This window comes from Ruminococcus sp. B05 (assembly GCF_003628495.1).
Classification (GTDB): domain Bacteria; phylum Bacillota; class Clostridia; order Lachnospirales; family Lachnospiraceae; genus Schaedlerella; species Schaedlerella hominis.
In genome coordinates this window covers 132,358-150,734 of record NZ_RBZR01000003.1, presented here as the reverse complement: position 1 = coordinate 150,734, position 18,377 = coordinate 132,358, and the positions used below count along the sequence as shown (strand labels likewise).

Annotated in this window: 12 protein-coding genes; 1 reads left to right on the top strand and 11 read right to left on the bottom strand. The window is 39.8% G+C overall.

All coding sequences use genetic code 11. The annotated features are described in order from the left end of the window. Positions 1-75: 75 nt before the first annotated feature. The 7 genes from D8Q48_RS05155 to D8Q48_RS05125 form a co-directional block, all read right to left on the bottom strand. Complete coding sequence (locus D8Q48_RS05155; protein ID WP_121055699.1) at positions 76-1,137, bottom strand: response regulator; 1,062 nt, start codon at positions 1,135-1,137, stop codon at positions 76-78. 1 nt (position 1,138) lies between these two features. Then, positions 1,139-2,890 (bottom strand): sensor histidine kinase, encoded by a 1,752-nt coding sequence (locus D8Q48_RS05150; protein ID WP_121055697.1) that lies wholly within the window; start codon positions 2,888-2,890, stop codon positions 1,139-1,141. A gap of 104 nt (positions 2,891-2,994) precedes the next feature. Then, positions 2,995-5,637 carry an alpha-L-rhamnosidase gene (locus D8Q48_RS05145; protein WP_121055695.1) on the bottom strand — a complete coding sequence of 881 codons (2,643 nt, stop codon included), beginning with the start codon at positions 5,635-5,637 and terminating at the stop codon, positions 2,995-2,997. 13 nt (positions 5,638-5,650) lie between these two features. Then, entirely contained in the window at positions 5,651-6,448 is a 798-nt protein-coding gene (locus D8Q48_RS05140) for a 3-keto-5-aminohexanoate cleavage protein (RefSeq protein WP_121055693.1), read from the bottom strand. A gap of 17 nt (positions 6,449-6,465) precedes the next feature. Continuing rightward, a complete protein-coding gene (locus D8Q48_RS17505) occupies positions 6,466-9,804 on the bottom strand; it encodes a beta-L-arabinofuranosidase domain-containing protein (protein ID WP_172696956.1) in 3,339 nt (1,112 codons plus the stop codon). A 17-nt stretch (positions 9,805-9,821) separates the two neighbouring features. Continuing rightward, positions 9,822-10,499 carry an aspartate/glutamate racemase family protein gene (locus D8Q48_RS05130; RefSeq protein WP_121055691.1) on the bottom strand — a complete coding sequence of 226 codons (678 nt, stop codon included), beginning with the start codon at positions 10,497-10,499 and terminating at the stop codon, positions 9,822-9,824. An 18-nt stretch (positions 10,500-10,517) separates the two neighbouring features. Beyond that, entirely contained in the window at positions 10,518-12,050 is a 1,533-nt protein-coding gene (locus tag D8Q48_RS05125; RefSeq protein WP_121055689.1) for a DUF5605 domain-containing protein, read from the bottom strand. Between the two features lie 179 nt (positions 12,051-12,229). Between D8Q48_RS05125 and D8Q48_RS05120 the strand changes: the two genes are divergently transcribed. Further along, positions 12,230-13,234, top strand: coding sequence for a LacI family DNA-binding transcriptional regulator (locus D8Q48_RS05120; RefSeq protein WP_121055687.1), 1,005 nt, complete (start codon positions 12,230-12,232; stop codon positions 13,232-13,234). Positions 13,235-13,332: 98 nt separating this feature from the next. On the opposite strand, the gene D8Q48_RS05115 is transcribed toward D8Q48_RS05120, so the two are convergent. The 4 genes from D8Q48_RS05115 to D8Q48_RS05100 all read right to left on the bottom strand — a co-directional run bounded on the left by D8Q48_RS05115 (position 13,333) and on the right by D8Q48_RS05100 (position 18,338). Continuing rightward, a complete protein-coding gene (locus D8Q48_RS05115; protein ID WP_121055685.1) occupies positions 13,333-14,904 on the bottom strand; it encodes a family 78 glycoside hydrolase catalytic domain in 1,572 nt (523 codons plus the stop codon). 129 nt (positions 14,905-15,033) lie between these two features. After that, the gene (locus D8Q48_RS05110) at positions 15,034-16,443 is read right to left on the bottom strand and encodes a glycoside hydrolase family 1 protein (RefSeq protein WP_279230730.1); all 1,410 of its coding nucleotides are present in this window, start codon (positions 16,441-16,443) and stop codon (positions 15,034-15,036) included. Next, positions 16,440-17,366 carry an ROK family protein gene (locus D8Q48_RS05105; RefSeq protein ID WP_121055681.1) on the bottom strand — a complete coding sequence of 309 codons (927 nt, stop codon included), beginning with the start codon at positions 17,364-17,366 and terminating at the stop codon, positions 16,440-16,442. The genes D8Q48_RS05110 and D8Q48_RS05105 overlap by 4 nt, the downstream gene beginning before the upstream one ends. Before the next feature lie 45 nt (positions 17,367-17,411). Then, complete coding sequence (locus D8Q48_RS05100; protein ID WP_121055679.1) at positions 17,412-18,338, bottom strand: nucleoside hydrolase; 927 nt, start codon at positions 18,336-18,338, stop codon at positions 17,412-17,414. Positions 18,339-18,377: the final 39 nt, after the last annotated feature.

Here is an 18,377-nt window from a genome sequence, read left to right as displayed (position 1 = left end):
TCATTTTTCTCAATTTTCAATAAGTGTGTAATTTTTACTATTTTGTACACTTTTTTTATGTATGTATATTGTTTTTTAGTAATTGTGTTTATACTCATTTGGTGTTAACCCGACATGTTTCTTGAAAATATCACTAAAATATCGATAATTACTATACCCTACCATTTCACTTACTTCATTGACCTTATGCCCTTCTTTCAAGAGCTTTTTAGCCTGTGTAATGCGCATATTGGTCAGATATTTTACATAAGATGTTCCGACTTCATTTTTAAATAGGACGCTTAAATATGCTGTACTCATTCCTACCTTTTCAGCCAGTTCATTCAATCCAATGTCTTCTTGATAATGCTCCTCGAGATATGCCAGTACTTCCAAGATCACCGCATGACTGCTGCCTGTCTTATCTGCTTCCATGTATCTGGACAGATCTACGATCACTTTTCTTGCATATTCCTGTATTTCCTCTACCGTTGTCTTTCTTTCCATTTCCTGATAAGAAAAAAGCGAATCTCTCTGTACCTGCTTCATGCTTTCTGATAATATATCGCACAATACACAGAGATATTTCACTACCTCTCTGTTGAAATCCTCTACATCCGGATATACTTCTAAAATTGTTTCCACAGCCGCATTTGCATATTTCTGAAAATCACCGACATTTCCGCTTCCTTTCGTCATTGCACGGACACTCTGATCAAACAGGTTCTTGATTTTTTCCTGCCCGATTCTTTTTCTTTCCAGCTGTGAATTCTCTTCTCTTGCCTGAAAACATTCTTTTTCTACCATATCCAGAACATCTGTCAGCTTTTCAATGCTTATCGGTTTATCTATATAACCCTTTACCCCTAATCTTAATGCCCTTCTCGCATACTCAAATTCTGTATAACCGCTGATCACAACAAATACAGTATCTGTGCAGGACTCTCTTGCCTCCTCTATCAGGGATAGTCCATCCAGTCCCGGAATACGAATGTCTGTGATCACAAGATCCGGTTTTTCCTTCTGTACAACTTCAAGACCATGAATTCCGTCATATGCACAGCCAACTACTTCGTAATTCAACTTTTTTCTGGCAATCATTGCCTTGATTCCTTCTACTACTATATATTCATCATCAATCACAACCAACCGGTACATCTCATTTTCCTCCTTGTTTTACAGGCAATGTAATTGTAATTTTTGTGCCTTTTCCTCTTCCGCTTTCTGCCGTAAAACCATACGCTTCACCATAATTCAAATGAATTCGTTCCCGTACATTCTGTATCGCATACCCTGTTTTTAACACAGAAATATCTTCCATTCCAACCCCATCATCTGTAACCGTAAAAATCAGATTTTCTTCGTTCTTCCAACCCCGGACAACAATTTTTCCTTTTCCTATCTTTGGTTCCAGACCATGATATAATGCATTTTCCACAAACGGTTGTAAAATAAATGTAAGGATCCGCTCCTCCATTATCTCTTTATCCACATCAAGTTCCAGTTCAAACCGATCACGAAAACGTATATTTTGTAGTTTCATGTATTCCTGAATCTGCATAACTGCATCCGAAACTTTACAAAATTTCTGTCCATTATTCAACGCCAGTTTAAAATGATTTGATAGCGCAAGTGCCATATCCGCAATCTGATCATCCCCATGTATGATCGCAATACAATACAAAGAATCCAGTGTGTTATACAGAAAATGTGGATTGATCTGTGATTGTAAAAGCAACAATTCTGCCTCGCGCTCATTTAATTTTGCACTCAGTAAATGTTCCGACAGCTCCAGATTGGTATTAACCATCTCTTTGAACTTCTGTCCAATCTGTCCCACTTCACTATCATCAAATTCTTCGGTAATATGCCTTTCTCCATCTCCCACCTTGTCGATCACCTGCTCTAGCTGTGTCAACGGACGAGTAATATTTTTTGATATCAATCTGGCAAATAAGAACGACAAACCAAGCAATATCACTCCAAATAAAAGTACAAAGTTTCGAATCAGCTTGCTCTCACGACTTAATTCACTTCTCTCTACTACATTTACCAGCTCCCAGTTTGTAACATCGTCATAAACACTGGAAAATACATACTTCTCTTGTTTCTCCTCGTTTTGATATGCCTCCATGATTTCCTTTGTATTTTTTAAAGTCTGACTGTGGTAAACCAACTTATTTCCACGATTTCTGTCAACAACAATATATTCATTTGTCTCATATCCTTCATTTTCATTTACAAAGGATCTAGCAAGTAAAGAACTGCTGACATTAATTACCACATATCCCATCGGCTCTCCTGTCGTTGGATTGATCATGTATTTTGCAATACTAAATCCTTTATTATCTACACCATTCAGAATCACATCTCCAAAAAAGACCTCTTTTCCATTTTCTGAGCGTACTTCTTCTGCCCACTCATCTTCCTGAAAATCATGTTGTGAATAATATTGATAAAAATCATAGGTTCCAACGTTAATATTACTCAACATATAATAATGCCCTTTCAAGTCCATAAAAGCGACAAAATTCACCCATCTCTCCTGACTCGACAGTCCTTCTGCAACTCGTTTTAACACTTTCTGTTCTTCCATAGAAAAAGTATAGCTTCCATCCTTCTCCCGTTCTGCCATCACTTTCTGCAGACCGGAGCTGTTTAAAAACGATCGGGTTACATCAATGATCGATTCCATATTCATATCCAGCACTTTTCTGGAATTTTTTAATGTTGTCTCATGAGATTTTTTATAATTTTGTTCGACTGTACTTTTTGAAATATAATAAGAGCTCATCCCAAGTCCCCATATTCCTAACATGGAGACTATAAAAAGAGAAAGTAATATCTGCTGCCTGATACTCTGCTGTCCCCACCATCTACGAATTCTTTCAAAACATCGCCTTTTCTTCATTCGTTTTTCTCCTATACTCCTCTTTTAATCTGTAGCTTCACACTTTTTATGCGGCAATATCGGTGTGTAAAACATACCTTTTACACACCGATACCAATCTGTTCCTATGCTCTTCTGTAACAAATAATATATTCGCCGGATCCTGACTGTGCTTCCATATATCCGTCTTTCTTCTCAAAATCCAGGCCTGCATCGTCTACTATTTCCTCTGCCATATCCAGACGAATAGAGGCGGTTGTATTTGCCGGGATTTTTACTTTCATTTTGACTTCATTTTGCTCTACTTCCCATCGAATATACTCCTCGCCATAGATTGAATGATATCTTCCTTCTGTATATGTCAGATTGCCGCCAATTCGCGGATAAAATACCGCATGCTTAAATCCTGTTGCTGCCTCATCTACTTCCAGACCTGCCATAACGCGATACATCCATTCTCCAATAGCTCCATATGCGTAATGATTGAAAGAATTCATATCAGCACTCCACATACTTCCATCCGGTTTTAGTCCATCCCAGTGTTCCCAGATTGTCGTCGCACCCTTCTTCACTTGATACAGCCATGATGGGAAGTCCTCTTTTAATAATAAATCGTAAGCTTTTTTTACACAACCATTCTGGCTCAATGCATGACAAAAATATGGAGTGCCTACAAATCCTGTTACAAGATGTCCATTCTCTTTATCTAAAAGTTTTTTCAAACCTTGTACTGTTTTTTCTATATATTCTTCCGGCGTAAGTTTGAAATATAGTGCAACAATATGAGCTGTCTGCGTCTGTGCTGTCATATTACCATCTTTGTCAAAGAATGTCTGTTGGAATTTATTTACAATCTTATGATATAACTCCTCATATTCTCCTGCTTCCGACTTATCAAGCACCTTCGCAATCTTCGCAAAAAGTCCGGTCGAATATGCGTAATAAGCTGTACATGTCAGATCATTTGGTGTTGCTCCAAAATAGCTTCCCTCTTCTGCATCCAACGCTACCCAGTCACCAAACTGCAGTTTGTAATTCCAAATATAGTCATTGGAATGCGCACGCATAAAATCGATCCAGCCTTTCATGCTGTTGTACTGTTTTCGTAAGATTTCTTTGTCTCCGTACATCAGATACATCGTCCATGGATTGATTACTGCCACATCTGCCCATGCAGCCGCTGAATGCGGTCCTTGTGAAAGCAGCCAGTTTCCATCTGTTCTTCCCTCTTCAATGTTTGGAATTACATGTGGAACTCCTCCCTCTTCAGTCTGATCCACCTCTACATCGCGCAGCCATTTTTTATAGAATGTATATGTGTTCATCAAATAACAAGCTGTTCTGCAGAATATCTGTGCATCACCAGTCCAGCCGAGACGTTCATCTCTCTGCGGACAGTCTGTCGGGACATCTAAGAAGTTTCCTTTTAATCCCCACAGATAATTGTGATGCAACTGATTCAGTAATGGATTAGAGCAGGTAATCTGTCCTGTCTGCTCCATCTCAGAGTGCAGCGTATAAGCAGTAAAGTTTTCTTTTTCCGGTTTTCCAGGATAAGTCACAACCCATGCATACTGGAATCCCATATATGTAAATCTAGGATACCAGGTCACTGTCTTTTCTTCTGCGAAGATGTATTTCATCGTCGCCTTTGCTTTTCTTAGATTATCCAGATATACATTTCCTTCTGAATCCAGCACTTCAAAGCAGTGTAATTCAATCACATCTCCCGGTTTTCCAGTTGCTGTAACCTTGATCCGGCCTGCCATATTCTGTCCGAAATCCAGTACTGTCTCTCCTTTTGGCGTCTGGAATACTCGTTTACATGGCAGTTCATCCATCTCTGTCACTCTTGAACCACTCTGCGCACGTAATACAGAGCAGTCAAACGGAACTTCCACCACATCATGGAATTCTTTTGGTGTCTCTATCTGCTCCGACCATTTTGGAATTTCCAATAAAGCATCATACGTTTCTCCATTATAGATCTCTGAAAAAATAATCGGTGAATCTGCGCCTTTCCATCCACCGTCTGTACAAATAATCTCTTCGCTTCCATCTTCGTAACGAACAAGAAGCTGCATTGCAAATCCAGTCTGATCACCATAGTTATTTCTGGCTTTTGTCAACCCCATGACACCTTTGTACCATCCTGCTGCCAGCATTGCTCCCGCTACATTTTCTCCCTGCACCAGATATTCTGTCACATCATACGTCTGATATAACAAATGTCTCCGGTAAGATGTCCACCCCGGGGTCATCTCGTCTTTTCCGACTTTTTTTCCATTTAGGAAGAAATTGTATAATCCCAGCGCTGTCGTGCATGCAAATGCCTCTTTTACCGGCTTTTCGATTCTCACAAGACCACGTACATAAGTTCCTTTGGAGCACTCTTTGTAAGAATCTTCGTTTTCTGCTGATACAAATGGAGCCTTCCATTCATTTTCATTGACCAATGCTGTAACAAACCAGGTGTCACAAAACTCTGATTCTTCCACACCATCTGAAATCTTTGCACGGACATAATATTTGGTCAAAGATTCCATCTCAAACCCATCCGGAATGATATGTGCAGATTCACCTGATTCTACAACATTACTGTTATATACCAGATTCTCGAAAGAGGCATCCTTTGCTATCTGCAAACAATATGTTTTCTGAAATACATTTTTTCTGTCACTTTCAATCTCCCATCCAAATTGAGGAACCTTTTCGATTCCGACCGGATTTATTTGATAATCAATCTGAATTCTTGCAATCGTAAGCATATTTTCCGCCTCCCTATCTCTTCAAATTTAAAATTTCTCTGGCTTCATCCGGAGTTGCCGTCTCCAATCCCATCGCACGGATCAATGCGGCAACCTTTTCAACCACCTGATAATTGTATTCTGCCTGTGTATTTTCATCCAGATAAGCACTGTCCTCAAATCCAACTCTTACAACGGTTGCTCCCATCGCAATTGCTGCCGCAAGGAATGTCCAGTTATCTCTTCCGAAATGAGTTACCCCCCACATTGCATCTTCCGGAACAAAAGAACGAAACGCACTTAACATTTCTGATGTCGGCTGCATGCCTCCTTTGTGTCCGAATACCAGGTTAAACAGCATCGGATCTGCAAATGGCTGTTCATCCTTTACCAGCTTCATATTATATAACATTCCGATGTCAAACACTTCTGTTTCCGGTAAAATATTTCGTTTATATACTGCATCTGCACAATAACGGATATCATCAAAGGAATTAATATAAACCGCTTCTCCTAGATTTGTACTTCCACCGTTTAACGATGCGCTTTCTACTTTTTCATAATCCAATGGTCTGCATCGTTCTTCAATGTTCATATCTGACACACCGCCTGTGGAAGCCTGGACAACCACATCCGTACGCTTCAAAATTTCTTCAAAGCACTCTACCATATAGGAAATGTCCGGTGTCAGACTTCCGTCCGGTTTTCTACAGTGCAGATGGCACATCGCTGCACCTGCCTGCACACTTTTCTCTACATCCTCTGCTAATTTTACTGCATCTACCAGTGTTCCGGCCTGTACCGGAGCCAGTGAAATAATTACCTTTCTCATGTTTTTTCCTCCTGATTTTATGCCAGTTCTTCCACGATTTGACGTAATGTTGAAACTTCTCCTACATTTCCTGGGAAAATAATGTATGGCATTCCCGGGAATTTGCTTTCTTTCCCTGTCATCCATACCGGAATTCCTTTTTGAACCTGTCCCATTACATTTGCTTTCTTTACATGCAACGCTTTTGTACCTACATCTGATGAAGTGATGCCACCCTTTGCAATAATAAATGCCGGTTTTACTTTAAGTTTTCCTATGATACTTGTCACCGCATCTGAAATCTGTACCGATAACTCTAATATTTTATCCTTGTCCGTTGTATCTGGTGTCAAAAGTTTTCTGCTTGTGTAGACAACCGCTGTTCTTCCCTTTGATATCACACGCTCTGCCTCTGCTATGATACGCTCTGCTTCTTTTTTCAGTCCGCCCTCTTCAAAACAGGTATTTACATCAAATTCCATAAACTCCATATCTGCTTTTGATTCTTTCAGACATTCCACCTGTTTTGTTGTTTTCTGTACATGCGATCCTACCAGAACAATTCCACCGTTTTTCTCGGTTCCTCTAAGTGTAGTTCGATCAAGTAACGGCTGGTCTGTAACCCCGCCAAGCACCTTTGGAAATGCCGCTGCAGTTCTTGCAAGAAAATGTTTTCCTGCCTTTACAGCCTCGATATACGCTGTGCAAAATACCTCTAGCTGCCCGTAAGTTCTTGCATTTACGATCACCTTATTAAATCCTTCTGCCTGAAACAGTTTTTGTAATACAGACTCTACATTTTTTTCTTCCAGTTCTTCTTCGCTGATACAAATGCAAGATTCTTTTTTGTATTTGCCCTTTGTCTTTTCCTCAACATATTCTCTTAAATCCGATGACTGATATCCAAATGTCTTATCTTTTGCAAATTCTGTCATTCCTGCCGGAATCATCAGTGCGCCGTCTTTTACATAATGTACGTTACCGATTGTGTATCTTCCACCTTCCGGAAAGAATGGACAGATAATTTCTCCATCTATGACTTCTCCGTCGTTTTCTAACTCCTGTCTTAACACCTCTGTCTCAAGTGGATAATGACCGCGAAGTGTAGAGTCACCTCTTGAAATGATCTGAAATTTTTTTCCCGTCTCTTTTGCAATTTTACAGATACGCTGTGCGATCTCGCGATGTACCTTTTCTGTCTCCTCAACAGAAAAGCTTCTCGAATTTGTCAATATAAAGAACATCTGATTTTCTTCCGCAAAGCCCTGACGAATCGATTCCTCGCTCCAGTCCGTATACACTGATACGTCATGTACCGTTTGAACGCCCGTCGGGTCATCATCCAATACGATGATTTTCTCATCATATCCATTTCTTACTTCGTCTAATTTTGTTTCTGTTTCGTCTTCCTTCTTTTCCTGTATATATGCAACCGGGAACCAGATTCTCATCTCCCCGAATTCACGGTTATCCCATGCAAAATACGGAATAAAACGAACCTTCTGCTTATCCATGCCCTTATATTCAAGTGGCTGATATAATACGTTTCTGTCATACCCTTCCCGATTCATGCAATACTCTTCTGCTTCCAGTGCTGTTACTGTTCTGCCATCGATTTTTGCCGGTACTATTTTATATTTTGTATTTAAATTTAACCAGATATCCTCCAATGTTTTCACATCTACGTCGACACCTTCACAGCAGTATACCAACGGACCTCTTTCGATTGCTGCCTGTCCAACCGTTTCTTCTACCATGTTATGTGCTGTTGTATAGCGGACTTCCATATCCAGATATAATACAACATCCAGATTTTTAGGATCCTTCACTTCTACCTCAAAATATGTACCTGCGTCTGCTTTTCCAAGCATTGTCTTTTTACCATCGTATTCTACATATCCTTCTGATGCCCATCCAGGTATACGAAGTTTTAATGCAAATCCCTGCTCGCTTTCTATTTCTTCTCCAGTAAAATGAATTCGTCCATCATATGGATATTCCGTATTCTGCACCAATGTAAATGCAGCTCCGTTTTCAAGTCGGATCTTTGCTTTATTTGCTCCATACATTCCAGTCCATACGGCCCCCTTCGATACGGTATATGCATACTCACTGGACTGTGCGATCGTTCTCGCAAGGTTTGGAGGACAGCAGTAGCTTAAGATATATTCACTTCTTGTCAGAGGCCAGATTAATTCATAATCCAGTTTCTTTGCACGACGAAGCATATTTTCATAGAAGAATTTTTTTCCATCCATACTAAGTGCTGCCAGATTAGTATTTAACATCATTCGTTCAATGATATCAAAATACTCTGCCTTTGGCTCTAACTGAAACATTCTGTATGCCCAGAACACCCCGCCTAATGATGCACATGTCTCATTGTAGGCTGTAATGTTCGGCAACTGATATTCATAACCGTATGCCTGATGTACCTTCTGATCCACAAAGAAATTACCATATGGAGAGGTTCCATTATACAAAGCTCCACATCCACCTGTAATATAAAGCTTCTTATCTACCAGACTTCTCCATACTTTATGAAGTACATTTATATAATCTTCATCCGATTCTTCCAGACACAGATCCGCAACACCGGCATAGAGATAATTTGCTCGTACCGCATGGCCGATTATTTTATCATGTTGTTTTAATGGGATTCTGTCCTGGTTATCATCCAAACCGTTTTTCACACCATCTCGTAATTGAACTGCCAGCTCTGCCAGATGTAAGTAACGTTTATCTCCGGTTGTACGGTACATTTCAACCAGTCCCATATAATGAGACGGACACACCGCAGTCTGGACATCACCAGTCTTTTGAGCCTCTTCATACAGATGTTCCAGATAATCTGCTGTCTTAATCGCGATATTCATGAAACTGTCCTTACCTGTAATTCTTTTATGCAGGCAGGCTGCTGTAAATAAATGTCCAAAATTATATACTTCAAAGTCATCGATATCGCCCATACGTTTCACACCGTTGTTCTGGCGCTCTCCGATGATCTGTTTTGTAGAAATATACCCATCCGGCTGTTGAGCCTTTTCAATCAATGCAACATACTCCTCGATTTTATCAAGCATTTCCTGATTTTTCTGTTTCCCAGCCGTGTAAATTGCAGACTCCATCCATTTATAAAAATCTCCATCTCCAAATACCGTTCCGTCAAAATCACCTTCTGCTTCACCCGCACAGATTCGGAAGTTCTCCAGAACATGACTGATATCTTTACTCTCAAACATATGTTGTAACTGCGGTACTGTGCTTGCCGCACATGTATCAAATCGCTCTTTCCAGAGTCCGCCTGTCCACTCTACATCAAGACCGTCTACCGGATGTACCTTTGCATTTACAGAATTTCTTGTATCTGTCAGCATCTTATTCTCCTCCTCTTTTATTCTGTTATCAGACCCTTTTGTACCATTGCAGCTCTCATCGCTGCAGCTCCAAATCTTGGACTGGATACAACTGGTTTCTTAAATTCCTCTTGTAAATATTCTTCTACATAAGCCATAGAGCCCTGGCACAACAAAATCACATCACATTCATCAATAATTTCTGCTGTTTTTTCTCTCATCATCTGACGGAACTGATCTTGATTAATACCAAATGCACCATCGATCAATCCATCTTTGAGTTCCACTTTTCTGTTCATCTCGCGTGCAACACGAAGAATGGTATTCTTTGTTGGTTCCAATGTTGTAGGAAGCGTTGCAAGGACTCCGATCCTCTTACCTAAACGGACCGCTTCTCTGCACATTTCTTCATCGATACGCACGATCGGTACTCCTATATATTTTCCGATATCAACTGCTGCATCTGCTACTTCTCCGACAGAAGAACAACAGTTTAAGATGGCATCTGCCCCATCGGACGTTGCCTGCATGAACATTCCTACCAGTCTTGCCGCTGCACCACTTGTCACATATCCTGCTTCTCTGACCTCTGCTAAAATCGAAGGATCTTCGTAGCTCTGGATTTCCACATCTTCTCCTAAATTCTTTTTAATCTCATCATTTACCATCTCGATCAGTTCCGATGTTGTACTTGTATAAACAATTCCTGCTTTCATTTTTTTCTTCCTCTTTTCTTATTTTTGCACTTTTTTTAATCTGACTGCCATATATTGTTTGCCTGGAAGCTCGACTTTAAATTTTCCTTTTCCGGTCCCCTGCTTCTCAATCGTCATATTCCATGTATCAATTACTTCAATCCCAAATTCCGTCTCATCATCAAAATAATATTCTTTAAATGCAGGTCTGGTAAATCCAAAATAAATCAGATAATAGCTCTTAACTCTCAACATCCATTCCTGTTCTGGTACTGCACATACACAATCCCATTTCAATTCATAAGGAGCTAATCCGATCCCCGGTGTCTCACACAAAATGTCATGTAAGAATCCAAAACGTTTATAACTTTCACCACGAAGTTTCCCGCCATGTGACCACCACAGTACATTTTCCGGATTTAATAAAGTCTCTCCGTGTCCGGCATATCCCCCTCTGCAAGTCGCCTCCCAGAAACGGCGGAGCAATTCTTCGCCTATAATATTTCCCCAGCCAAATTGAAGATTTCCTTCATAACAAATCTCATCTAACACAACCGGCTTTCTGTATTCTTCTCTCCATTTTGTCACATGCTCCGCTGACAAATATGGTTCCTGTCTCTGAATACTGCAATGTGTGATCCATGGACGATGATAATCATAAAATCCATGGCAATTATGAATAGAACGCAAATGATTATACGGATCCTTTTCACATATGATCGATGCGTATCGTTCCCAGTCCTCAAGCGTCTTATGCTCCATCAGATCGTATTCATTGGCCAGAGACCACCAGACATTCCGATATGCCGAAAATCTCGCGAGAACATAATTCCAATATCTGTCATCCTGCTCCTTGGTCATACTTGAGAATCCCCATCTGTCATATGGGTGCATCACAATAATGTCAGCTTCAATTCCTCTTTTCTGTAACTCTAAAATGCATTTTTCAATATGTTGAAAATGCTTTGGATTAAATCTTGTAAAATTCCAATGATTTCCTTCTGTTTTTCCCGTATACTCACTGAAATTTTCCTTAGTTAGCACGCTGCTGTCCATCGGTGTTCCTTCATATGGATAACTTCTCGGCTCGCTCAGATTATAATCGTAATGTTTTGGGAATATACAGAATCTGATTTTATTAAATCTTGCTTCTTCCAGACTCTTCAATGTCTCTGTGATTCTCTCATCCGACTGCAGTTCCCATACATAACAGGTAGTTCCAACCGAATAATACGGAGTTCCGTCTTCATACGCAAAATGCCATGTATTTACCACACGAACCGGTCCATGATTCTCCCTTCCCGGTGCTGTTACCTGAAAAGTCCCCTCCTGTTCGTCCATAAAGCTTCCCATGAGATTTATATGATATTCACCTTCAAAAGACGGCATAAACCGCACTTTATAAATACCGTCTCCATCGTAGAAGCCTTCTGCTTCAACTGTTTCGTTCTTTGATGAAAACACAGCCTTTACCCATTGTTCCTGAAATGGATTACCTTCTTTTGGACCATTACAGACAACTCCCTGGATTCCCCATCGTTCTGTCTGTTTTTCATAATAAATTGAGCTCATTTTCTGTTCCCTCTCTATTAAATTTCAACAAAATTTATTAAATAAGTTAGTTTTATTATATTGAATATTTATTAAATTGTCAATTTTAATTTACTAAATTACGAACAATATGCACTTGACGAATATTCCGAAAAACTGTATAGTACATTCTATAAATACTTTATTTTCGGGAGGTATATATGTCGATTTCAGCAAAAGAACTTGCTCAAAAACTACATATTTCACAGTCCACCGTTTCCATGGTTTTAAATAACAAACCCGGCATCAGCGAAAAGACACGTGCGTTGGTTTTAGATGCAGCAAATGAATATGGTTATGATTTTTCTAAACATATAGATGCGTCCCCTACAAAAGGCCAGATTCAATTTGTAGCATATAAAAAACATGGAATGATCGTAGAAGACACTCCTTTCTGGTTAACAGAAGGAGTAGAATCCGGCTGTAAAAAAGCCGGTTATGAATTATTAGTCACTTATTTTCATGAAGATGATAATATTGATGAACAGATTCAACTTCTCGCTTCAAAAAATTGCAGTGGAATTCTTTTACTTGGAACAGAATTAGATGCGCAATATTTCCAACCTTTCTCAAAACTGCATATTCCTATTGTAATATTGGATACCTATTTTGAAGGGATTTCCTGTGACTGCGTCCTGATCAACAATGTCGGAGGTGCTTATGCTGCCACCTCTTATCTTTTTGATCATGGTTTTTCAACAATAGGATACCTTCACTCTTCTTACTCTATTGGGAATTTTGAAGAACGTGCTGATGGTTATTACAAAGCATTAAGGCATCACGGTGTATCCTTTGATCATCCATATACCCATCTGCTAAAACCATCTCTTGATGGAGCTTATCATGACATGAAATTACTTTTGGAAAATGGTTTAAAACCGGTCCCGGCATATTTTGCAGACAATGATCTGATTGCAGCCGGAACTGTTCGTGCATTAAAAGAATACGGATATCGAATTCCTGAAGATATCTCCATCATCGGTTTTGATGGCAGTTCTATCGGTAACGTACTAGATCCACCACTTACATCCATGGAAGTTCCTCGTTCCAGATTGGGTGAACTTGCAGTAGAACGCCTTATTCAGAAAATCACACTACAGGATGAGACGATTACAAAAACAGAAGTGGCACCGAAACTGATAGAAAGAAAGAGTGTATCGCTGTAGCGATACACTCTTTCTTTTTGCCCCCCTTACAAAAGTCCATCCGGCTCACCTGCCACCCCTTATAAAAGTCCATCAGATCTTTTTGTAAAGGATTTCTTTTATTTAAAATATTCTCTCAACAACCACGCCGGTGTACAACTCCATGCATGACAGAAACTATTTACCTGCATATTTCCGTATGGTGAAGCTAACGGATCTTCCGGATCAAATGCCTCCCAGAATGTATCTGCGCCGAGCTCAATCATGCCACCCCAATATGTACGCATCATTTCCAATGCTTTCTCCTTCTCATCAACATGAAGTAACGCCTCAATCACATGATGGTAAGCATATGGTGTTAAAACTGTAACTGCCTCTTTATTTTCTAAAATACCAAGCATTAATTTTCTGCTCTTCTCTTTATCAAATACATCTGCAAGTACTATCCAAGCCTGACTGATCCACGATACTTGACGCTCTTTTCCACTTACAAATACTTCCTGTTCTTCATCCCAGAATGCACGAACCGCATCTACTAATGCTTGATCCAAGAGTTTCTGAATATATGCAATCTCCTCTTTGTTTCCCAGCAATTCTGCCAGTTCTTTTCCCTGTCTCAGACAATAGATCCAGACTCCCTGCGCTGCCGCCTGACGATCCAGACCTTCTTTCCAGTCGATAAAAGCTGTTAATGGCTCATCGTCTCGCAAAACACCATCTTGCATATCTTCCAGTGCCAGCTCAATCTGACGATATGCTGCCGGCCATAATTCCTCTACCGTCTTAATATCTTTTGTTTCTTTATAGTAGTCGTACAAAATTGAAATAAAGAACAACGAATAATCCCACAAGAATGTATCATCGGCCTGCATCACCGGTTCCGTGAATAGGCATGCACTGATTTTTCCATCATCTCTTGTCAGACCTGCGAAAAGATAGATACATCTTCTTACCAAATCTAAGTTTTTAAATGTTGCATAATTTGCTTTCGCCTGTAAACGCAAATCCCCAATCCAGAGACGGCGGTCACGCTTCGGACCATCTTCAAATACATGCTGCATACAATCCTGCAATGTCTTCAAGCTTGCTCTGTCAATTTTCTGCAGATCTTCTGGTAACTCAGTAAGAGGTGCAACATCTTCCATAGATACCGCAGATACAGCCGTTGTTTCTGCTGCTTCTACTACTACCTGAAATTTCTGCGAAGTATCAATCGCCAGAACTTCCAAATAGCGAAATGCATATCTTCTCGGCAATTTCAACTCACATGGCAATACATCGATATGGATAAATTCTTCCTGAATCCATCCCTTACTAATCCATCCTTCATATGTGTTTGAGTCATCTAAAATTTCCTGTGGAATCTCTGCAAATTTCAATCTCAAAAATGCCGGTGCATCTTGTGGACTTCCTGCAGAATTCAATTTCAAAGTTACATATCCTACATGATGATCACCAAAATCAAGACAAATGCTGTCACCTTTTTTTAAACGTTTCTCACTCATATGAGCAATATCTTCACGCTCCGTCACAACTGCATTCCCAATCTCATCTTTTCCAATTGTAACAAGTGAGATTGGAGCTACTTTTACTTCTTTTAACTCAACATCATTTTCCTGTGCTTTCTCAACAAATGCTTCAATTGTCTTACGTTTCATTTCTGGAATAATACTTACTACTGCGTCACTCATAGTTTTCTCCTTTACATATCCGATTTCCAACCGGGACGGGAGCCAGATGGGGACGGAGTTTAGTGGCTCTCGCGCTCGCGCAAGAGCCACTAAACTCCGTCCCCAATTGGTCTCCCCAATTGGTCTGTGCTAATGAAGTGCTGCTCCGTTTGTTGCGATTACTTCTTTGTACCAATTAAACGATTTCTTTTTATAACGATTCAATGTACCACTTCCATCATCATTTCTGTCAACATAAATATAACCATAACGTTTCTTTAACTCTGCTGTTGATGCACTAACAAGATCAATACATCCCCAAGAGGTATATCCCATCACATCAACGCCATCTTCTACAGCTTCTTCCACCTGCAGTAAATGCTTCTTCAAGTAATCGATACGATAATCATCTTCTACTGTCAGAACCCCATCCTTTTCGACCAGTTCGTCCACTGCTCCAAGACCATTTTCTACGATAAATAATGGCTTCTGATAACGATCCCAGTAATAATTCAAAACATAACGAAGTCCCTTTGGATCGATCTGCCATCCCCAATCGGATGCTTCCAGATATGGATTTGGAACTCCTCCCATTAGATTTCCTTTTCCTTTTGTCTGTTTTTCCGGATCTGCTGTATCACAAATGCTCATATAATAACTAAATGAGACGAAATCAACTGTATTTTTCAGAATCTCCTCATCTTCCGGTGCAAACTGAATTTCAATTCCATTTTCTCTAAAATAGCGTTTCATATATCCAGGGTAATATCCTCTCACATGAACATCCCCGAAGAAGTCATTTTTATGTACACTCTCCATCACTTTAATCACGTCATCCGGACATGGTGTGAGTGGATAAGTCGGCATACTTAAAATCATGCATCCCACTTTTGCTTCCGGCATCATCTCATGTGCAATTTTTGTTGCCAATGCACTTGCCACTAATTCATGATGAACTGCCTGATAAAGATCCTGCTGCGATAAATTTTCTTTTGCTGTATAAATCCCACCGCTTAAAAATGGCTCATGAAGAACAGAGTTAATCTCATTAAATGTCAGCCAGTATTTTACTTTTTTCCCATATCTTTCAAAAATAGTTCTGACATATCTCTCATAAAATCCAATCATCTTGCGGTTTACCCAACCATCATATGTCTTAGAGAGATGTAATGGTGTCTCATAATGCGAGATTGTTACCAGTGGTTCAATTCCATATTTGTGACACTCATCAAATACATCATCATAAAACTGAAGACCTTTTTCATTTGGTGTTTCCTCATCTCCATTTGGGAAAATTCTGCTCCATGCAATTGAGAGACGAAATACTTTGAATCCCATTTCCGCAAAAAGTTTAATATCTTCCTTATAACGATGATAAAAATCAATTCCGATGAGTTTCATGTTATCTTCCGTCGGTTCTTCCGTTCTTGGTCCGACGATTCCATGTGGTGTCACATCCTGTGTAGACAGTCCTTTTCCGTCCTCATTGTAAGCGCCCTCACACTGGTTTGCCGCAACTGCGCCACCCCATAAAAAGTTTTTTGGAAATGCCATAATTATTGTTCTCCTTTCGAATTTATAAAATGATATAATGCCCCGATCAAGTTTGCATCATTGTAAAATTTACAATGCGTAAGCTTCGGTTGCGGAACATATGGTGTTATTTTCCGAAGTGGAATTTTCTGTAGATATTCATCCAGACTCTTCTGTAAATACTCATGTAAAAGAGGCTGCTGACTGATTCCCCCACCAATTGCAATGACATCCAGATCCAGGTAAATATTTAAGTTGTAAATCTGTACTGCCAACTGATGTGTAAACTCTTTTAACCCTTCTTGCACCAGATTATCTCCTGCATTTGCACGCTCAAATATTTTTACTCCGTTGTAACTCTTCCAGTCTTCTCCTGTATATTTTGCCACAGCTTTCGCAAGCCCTTCTGCTCCATTGACAAGTCCCAAATAGCTGTTCATCTCTTCTGGATTTTCCACATCTGTACACACGTAACTGTATTCTCCGGCTGTAAAATGGTTTCCTCTGTAGATTTTTCCATTTATAATAATTCCTCCGGCAACACCAGAACCAAGTACAACCACTGCACCATTCTCACAGCCTTTCAGACTGCCTCTCCAATACTCTGCAAGTGCCGCACATTTTCCATCATTTTCAACAGAAACTGGAAGACCATATCGCTCAGATAATTCATCTCCCACTGTACTTCCTGCAAGATATGCCAGATATCCGGCTGTCACACAGTATCCATTTTTATTGTCCAGCATTCCCGGCATACTGATTGCAATACCTTCTACTTGATCCTTATATTTTGAAACCACACCATCTAATACTTGATAATACTCTTCTTTTGTATGAGTACGATAATCTGGTGTAGCCACTTTATCTTTTTCCAGAATTTCTGCATTTTCATTCATCAACGCATATTTGGTAAATGTTCCTCCTGCGTCAAAAACCAGATATTTCTTCATAACACTCCCTCACAATTTTCTGTTCTGTCTGTTTTTCTTTTGTCTTTATGCCTGTTTTCCAAAATTAAGCTGAAGCTTTGCAAAGAAATCTTCCAGTGTCAGTCTTGCATCTAAGTAATTATAGACTCGGATTTCTCTGTTATTTTGTCCATGGATATAAGTCATGTCTTCTGCAATTCTTGGTGCTGGAACTAAATCATAGCTTACCTTTTCCAGTTCCTCCATCAGAACTGCGATTGTTCCCTGGTCACCCAGTCCCCAAATTTCTCCATGAGGCCATGCCATATCATATTTTGCTGCAACATGATTAAAATCTACCATCTGTTCAAATAAATATTTTCCAATCTCTCCGCATGGACGAACCTTCAGCTGTAACTCAGCCAGTGAGACTGCCATCACTTTGTAAAGGCTCATCGGAATCTGCCATACCGGAACTTTTGAAGAAAAAATAACATTTGCAGCATGAATGTCCATCATTAAATTAAATTCAAAGCCACCTTTTGGATAATCTCCACCACCGATCCAGATAACTGTCATTCGGTCTGCAATTTCAGGTTTCATAAGAAGTGCTGAAGCCACATCTGTCACCGCACCCTGACATGCGATATACAGTGGTCTTTTATCATCCTTCATTGCTTCTTCAATAATAAATCTTGCACCCTCTGAATCAATTGGTGTCTTCTCATCTTCAAGTTCTCTTGGTGCTCCCAGTTTAACCGGATACTGATTTTTTACACCCATCAGATCCATCACTTTGATAATCTCATCATAGCTTGCCTTTGCTGTTCCAAGTTCACCGTACTGCTGTGGGTTCTTCCAAAAATGTCCTGCCACCAGCCCCTTCACATCAAATCTTGGTGTCATTAAATGATGAGCGACTGCATACTGGTCATCCGCTTCATTTTTACAATCTGTATGTACGATTACTCTTACTTTTTTATTTTCCGGTACTGTATATTCATAATTCCACATAATCTATATCCTCCTGTTGTAAACGCTTTGCGAAGTCCT